Annotated in this window: 6 protein-coding genes; 4 read left to right on the top strand and 2 right to left on the bottom strand. The window is 40.9% G+C overall.

Translation table 11 applies throughout. The annotated features are described in order from the left end of the window. Window positions 1-107: 107 nt before the first annotated feature. Both B3Q46_RS01195 and B3Q46_RS01190 read left to right on the top strand, forming a co-directional pair. Window positions 108-662 carry a 1-acyl-sn-glycerol-3-phosphate acyltransferase gene (locus B3Q46_RS01195; protein ID WP_004784088.1) on the top strand — a complete coding sequence of 185 codons (555 nt, stop codon included), beginning with the start codon at window positions 108-110 and terminating at the stop codon, window positions 660-662. 243 nt (window positions 663-905) lie between these two features. Further along, complete coding sequence (locus B3Q46_RS01190) at window positions 906-1,655, top strand: YebC/PmpR family DNA-binding transcriptional regulator (RefSeq protein ID WP_004784089.1); 750 nt, start codon at window positions 906-908, stop codon at window positions 1,653-1,655. Window positions 1,656-1,721: 66 nt separating this feature from the next. Here the strand turns inward: B3Q46_RS01190 and B3Q46_RS01185 are convergent, their stop codons facing one another. Beyond that, window positions 1,722-2,192, bottom strand: a complete 471-nt coding sequence (locus tag B3Q46_RS01185; protein ID WP_004784091.1) for an Lrp/AsnC family transcriptional regulator — start codon at window positions 2,190-2,192, stop codon at window positions 1,722-1,724. A 456-nt stretch (window positions 2,193-2,648) separates the two neighbouring features. Here B3Q46_RS01185 and B3Q46_RS01180 point away from each other — a divergent pair, with 456 nt between their 5' ends. Continuing rightward, window positions 2,649-3,944, top strand: coding sequence for a hypothetical protein (locus B3Q46_RS01180; RefSeq protein ID WP_262736131.1), 1,296 nt, complete (start codon window positions 2,649-2,651; stop codon window positions 3,942-3,944). Between the two features lie 42 nt (window positions 3,945-3,986). On the opposite strand, the gene B3Q46_RS01175 is transcribed toward B3Q46_RS01180, so the two are convergent. Further along, window positions 3,987-4,751, bottom strand: a complete 765-nt coding sequence (locus B3Q46_RS01175) for a glutathione S-transferase family protein (RefSeq protein ID WP_034703310.1) — start codon at window positions 4,749-4,751, stop codon at window positions 3,987-3,989. A 381-nt stretch (window positions 4,752-5,132) separates the two neighbouring features. Here B3Q46_RS01175 and B3Q46_RS01170 point away from each other — a divergent pair, with 381 nt between their 5' ends. Beyond that, window positions 5,133-6,335, top strand: a complete 1,203-nt coding sequence (locus B3Q46_RS01170; RefSeq protein WP_262736132.1) for an SfnB family sulfur acquisition oxidoreductase — start codon at window positions 5,133-5,135, stop codon at window positions 6,333-6,335. Window positions 6,336-6,339: the final 4 nt, after the last annotated feature.

The following is a 6,339-nucleotide window of genomic DNA, read 5'->3' as shown; positions in this document are numbered from 1 at the left end:
AAAGTGTCAACACACCCTAATGAATTTGAAATAAAGCCTATTGACTGTGAATAAGAACAGGAAGAAATTATGCAGTTCATACCGTTAGCTCTTATTTCTTTCTATTTATGCTCAACAAATTTATTGGCGAATCTGCATTTAAACTTGCCGGTTGGCAATATCATGTCGAACCTGATGTGCTCGAAGATAAACAGGTCATTGTTGGATTTGAACATACATCCATGATGGATGCGGTTCTATCTTTGGCGCTCTTTAAGATGTATGACATCAAAATTCATACCCTGATCAAGAAAGAACTGTTCAAAGGCCCAATGAAACCAATTCTGGAAGCCATGGGTGGTATCGCGGTCGACCGTAAGGCGAATAAGGATATTGTCAGCGTAATGGTTGAACATTTTCAGAATAATGAAAAATTCAATCTGGTGATCGCACCTGAAGCCACCCGTGCCAAAAATGGTGAAACGCGTAAACCGATCCGTACCGGTTTCTGGCATATTGCCAAAGCTGCCAATGTGCCAATTGTGCTTATGTATGCCAATTCCAAGACTAAGCAAGGTGGGATTTTTGGCAAAATTTATCCGACTGATCTTGCACATGATCTGGCTTTAATCAAGCAGCTCTATAAAGAGAATGTTGGTCTAGATATCATTATCCCGGAATAAACACTCCATGAAAGGGCTTGAGAATAATATTTCTCCTGCCCTTTTCTTATTTAGGTATTTTCTCAGCAAATATTTTCTTAAGTTTTTATTTACATTTATTGTTTTGCCTTTCTGTTTTACTGCCTATTTTTTTGGCATTATCATTAAATCTCAAATCCAGACTCTTTTTTCAAAAAAAGAGCTTATGGTAGAATCGGCGCAATTCGATAGGCATACAGCCAATCTACAAGGAGCATATTTCGCATGGCGGGTCATTCCAAGTGGGCCAATATTAAGCATCGTAAAGCAAAACAAGATGCCAGTCGTGGTAAGTTGTTTACCAAATACATTCGTGAATTAACAACTGCTGCCAAACTCGGTGGCGCTGATGCGGGTAGTAATCCTCGTCTACGTGCTGTTGTAGAAAAAGCATTATCTGTAAACATGACACGTGATGTGATCAATCGCGCGATTCAGCGTGGTGCCGGTGGTGAAGATAACGACGATCTGAAAGAAGTAACCTATGAAGGTTATGGCGTAGGCGGCGTTGCAGTTATTGTTGAAACTATGACAGATAACCTGAACCGTACGGTTCCTGATGTACGTCACTGCTTCACTAAAACTGATGGTAACCTCGGTACCAACGGTTCAGTGTCCTTCCTGTTCACTAAACGTGGTGAGATTACTTTTGAAGATGTGTCTTTAGAAGATCAAATCATGGAAGTAGCACTTGAAGCGGGCGCGGAAGACATCGAAGTGGATGAAGATGAAATTCTGGTCATCACTACGCCAGAAAGCTTCGGTACAGTACAAGATGCTTTAGCTGCTGCAGGTTTAAAATCTGATAACGCAGAAGTGGTGATGAGCCCGTCTACCAAAGCTGAAATCACAGATATCGACCAAGCGAAAAAAATCATGAAAATGATTGATATGCTTGAAGATCTGGATGATGTTCAAAACGTTTATACCAACGTTGAATTCTCTGATGAAGTTTTAGCGCAACTTGATGCCTAATCTTCTAGCAGATCAAAACGCACCTTCGGGTGCGTTTTTTATATTTGTTAAAAAATACCTGGAATTTTAAACCTTATTTAAAAGACCACTACAGTTAAAGACATTATATTCCTTAATCACGAAGCTGGAATGCAGCGCTACAACATGCTCGATCTTACCAATTCTACTTAATAGAATCTGACTATAATTTTCCATATCACGTGCCACAACTTCGACAATAAAATCCGCAGACTGTCCTGTCACCAGGAAAGCGTTAATGACTTCCGGAATATTTTCTAATTCTTCTAAAAATTTGGCAAAAGTATCGCTATCATGCTTGCTCAAGGAAACCTGCAACAGCACATGCAGGCTAAAGCCCAATTTTTGATAATTAATTTCGCGCTTCAAGCCACTGATAATATTATGATCGATTAAATGTTTGATCCTGCGGTGCACCGAACTCACAGATAAATTTACTCTTTCAGAGAGTTCATTTAGATTGACATCTTCATGGGTCAAAATTTCAAGAATATGCTTATCAAAACGATCTAATTCCATCTCTAATCTCTTGCCATTTTATTTAAATACATCATCATTTAACTCTTAGTATTGTGATTTTTTTCGTAAATTACCAGTTATTTGAAAAAAAATGCCAGACACATCTCAATGACTAGTTTTAAGCCATGTTTATGGTCGGTCGTCGTATAAAACAAATTTTCGATAAGCGACGCTTTTAAATAAATTATTCTTATTTATCACTAAACTATTTATGAATAAAAACTATGAAGCTGATAACTGAATTTGCAAAGCATGATTAATCCAACTTAGATTTACACTTGTATAGAAATTGAATAAGAATTGAGCGGTTTATCTAAAACACACAACAAACATAACAAGATAAAAATTCGCAAGGAACGGTTATGGCTTTTAGTATTCTTAGTTCAATTAAAATTAAACTCAGTCCCGTGCTCACGACAGAGACGTAAAATACGAGTTTACTCAGCGGTTTATTGGGTGGCAGTCTTTCTGGCATTATTGGTTCTATTACAGGTTCTACCCCCTCTACCTCCTTCCCTGGATTCTCTCTTAAACAGCCTGCTTTCTGGCAATAGTTTAAATCCCAGTTCCCTCACTGATTTAATTAGCCAGTTAACGAAAGCCAATGGTGGCAGTTTCGACATAGGTTCAATCAGCAATCTGCTTAGCAGCTTAATGGGTGGTAATACCTTAACCCTGGATTTAAATGCAGTTATCAAATTGGTCAGCGGATTGATAGGTGGCAGTGCTGGCAATCTGGATGTTAGTAAAATTGCTGAACTGGCTGGCAACTTATTGCAAGGTGGTGATATTGGTATTACGCAAATCGTTCAATTAGTTAGCGGCTTAATCGGTGGCTCAACAGGTAGTTTAGATACCAGTTCAGTCAATCTGTTAGCCAGTAACCTAATGAGCAATGCAAGCAGTAATCTTGATATCGGTGCTATTACCGATTTGCTCAGTGGTCTAATTAGCAATTCAGGCAATATCGATGCTGGCACCATTGCGCAAACTGTAGCGCAAAGCCTGATGCCACTGCTTGCATCGATTGATACAGGTAATTCATCTATTGATATGAATCAACTTACGCAAGTTTTACCAACAGTGGTTGGTAGTGTGACTACATTGGTATCTGCAATCAGTTCTGCAGGTTCAGGTAATGTGCCAGACACCATCGCGGATGTACTAAAAGGCATCAATCCACTATTGAATCTATTAGCGAATAATGACGTTCTTGATGCTGATCAGGCAGAAATCGTAAATACGCTTTACGATGTCCTGAATGGCGTACAAGTGGTACTGGACTTTGTGAATAACCCATCACTACTCACCTTATCCAGCGACCTCAACAATGTGATTACCGCACTAAAACCTGTGATTGCGCTGATTGATAGCAAAGGTCAATTCTCGGATCTTCTGGATGGTGTTCAGTGTCCTGAAATTGGCGACCTGCTCGGGTCACTCGGTTCTGGCGTGCCAAGCTTAGACGGTTTAGGTCTGGATGCATTCACGGATAGTGTTGACAATTTAGTCGGTAACAACTCGTCCCTACAACTGCCTGATCTTAGCGAATTGATTTCCGGCATTAGTAATACTGATACGGCTACGAATATCAGCATTACTGAAATCCTCCCAACCATTAAAGAGACCATTACCAATCTCTCAAGTGGTAGTTCCCTGCCGAAGTTTGACTTTAGCTCACTGCTCAGTGGCTTCAGTAAAACAAGTGATATTGATCAAACCAGCCCTTTGGGGTTAATTCTAATCTCATAAAAAAACGCGCTTTATGCGCGTTTTTTATATTTCATCTTTATTTTATACACCACGCCAATCAACACGGGCATTGCGCTCATTACGATACATCTTTTGAATATATTGCCCTAATGGCAACTCAGCCAGATGACTTTGATATTCCCGGTATTCATCCGACATCGATTCAAAGCTTTCCCTCTCCCACGGCGTTCCCGGAATAGCCAATAGAGGGGCCAGAATCGAACAGACAGCAATATCGGCCAGAGAGAAACGCGAACCGACGAGATAAGATCCTTCTTTTTCCACACGGATCTGGTTAAGCTGCTCAACCGAATCCTTGATAAATTGTTTGGACTGTTCCAGTGTTTCTTCAGTTAAGGCATAACCCTTGGTCAAAAGGGTTTTTAACAATGGCTTGGAGAATTTTTCAAACTGACGCAGATAGCCTTTTTCACCAATCAGGATGTCCATTGATTCATTATCATGCGATAAAGCCTGAGCTAACATCCAGCGACGCACATGGCGGCCTAATTCCTGGGTGATTTCATCAATATCTAATGCCTGCTGGCGCAAGCTTGCTTCTGGAGGTAGCAGACGGTGTTCAGGATATTGCTCATCCAGATATAGAGCGATTTTGGTCGAGTCTACAATCCATTGCTCCTGATCACGCAGAATCGGTAAACGGTTTTGTCCGGTTTTCAGGCGGGCAAAGGCACGATGAGCACCCGGCATCAGATTTTGCGCAATATATTCCAGCTCTTTGTAATCCAGCATCCAACGTGCCTTTTCACAAAAATGAGAAAGTGGAAACTGGTATAAGATGCGCATAAATTCTCCATACTTGTTTTTAGGTCAGATCGCATTAAAACCATCTAATTTAGTCGGATACTTTAGTCACCCCAGACTGGAAATACAATGAACTTTTTATTCAAAATAAAGATGTTGCTTATTCAACACGACGATGAGTATTTTTATACATTTTTTTGTCTTGATTATCTATAAAGCAGATATGCACTGCTTTAAAATCATTTTTTAAAATTAAGAAATTATTCAAAATCTATTTAATTTTAATTAGTTACTATATTCCAAATTTATAAGAATCTAGCAGTTTTTGTGCTAAATAGCTTTTTTCATAAACTTTGCAAAAGCAATTGCTTAATTACATAAAGCTTTCGCTGTAACGTTTTGGCATCGATTTAGGATGTCATTATGTCTCGTTTAACTTCTGAAAAAGTTCATATCATCGAAAATGATCTCGACGCGATTAATGCTGCTTATCAGGTTGCAGACTTTGCCCTGGAAGGCCGTAATCAGCGTGATCAGCAACGTCTATTACCTTTTGCTGAGATTGACCTGTTCAGCCAGAAAGGCCTGGGTGGCATGCGCATTCCGAAACAGTACGGCGGTGCATTTGTTACCAATAAAACCCTGGCGCATGTATTCCGGATTATTAATAAAGCTGACTCTAGTGTTGGACAGATTCCGCAGAACCAGATTGCATTACTCAACATGATCCAGATCATGGGCACAGAAGAACAAAAACAGTTTATTTATAACGAAATTCTAAAAGGTAAGCGTCTGGCGAATGGTGGCCCGGAACGAAATACTAAAGATACTAAAACCTTGGCAACCACACTTACCCTTGAAAACGGTCGCTATTTTGTGGATGGCGAGAAATTCTATTCAACTGGCAGTAGCTTTGCCCATTGGCTGGCGATTAAAGCGATTCATCCAGAAGGCCATGTAGTACTAACCATTGTCGACCGCAATGCTGAAAGTGTGGAAGTGATCGACAATTGGAATGGCTTTGGTCAACGCACGACTTCAAGTGGTACCGTCAAACTTCAGCATGTCGAAGTTGATCCGCTATTGATTTTTGATGAGCGTCTGTTAGGAAATCAACCAAACTACCGCGGTGCCTATTCCCAATTGATGCAGGTCGCGATTGATGTCGGCATTGCCGAAGCTGCTTTTGCCGATACGCTGACTGCCGTACAAAAAGCACGTCCAATTGTCGATGCGCAAGTCGAAAAAGCCAGCTTAGAACATTATACCCTGCAGGAAGTTGGCAAATCTTCTGTGCTGCTCGATGCCGCGATTTTACTGCTGGATGAAGCCGCTGAATATCTGGATGAACTGGATCAGCTGGAATCTGTGACTGATGAGCAGGCAGCCAAAGCCTCAATTCTGGTTGCTGAAGCCAAGGTCTATGCCAATGATGCTGCGCTACATATCTCGGAAAAATTACTGGAATTGGGTGGAAGTCGCTCCAGCCTCAGTCAGCACAATCTGGATCAGCATTGGCGTAATGCCCGTGTGCATACCCTGCATGACCCGATCCGCTGGAAGCTGCATGCACTTGGGGATTATTACCTAAATCATAAACTCCCTGCCCGCCACGCCTGGATTTAAGGAT

Origin of the sequence: Acinetobacter sp. UBA2581 (assembly GCF_002339435.1) — a bacterium.
Lineage (GTDB): Bacteria > Pseudomonadota > Gammaproteobacteria > Pseudomonadales > Moraxellaceae > Acinetobacter > Acinetobacter variabilis.
This window is presented reverse-complemented; position numbering and strand designations above follow the sequence as displayed.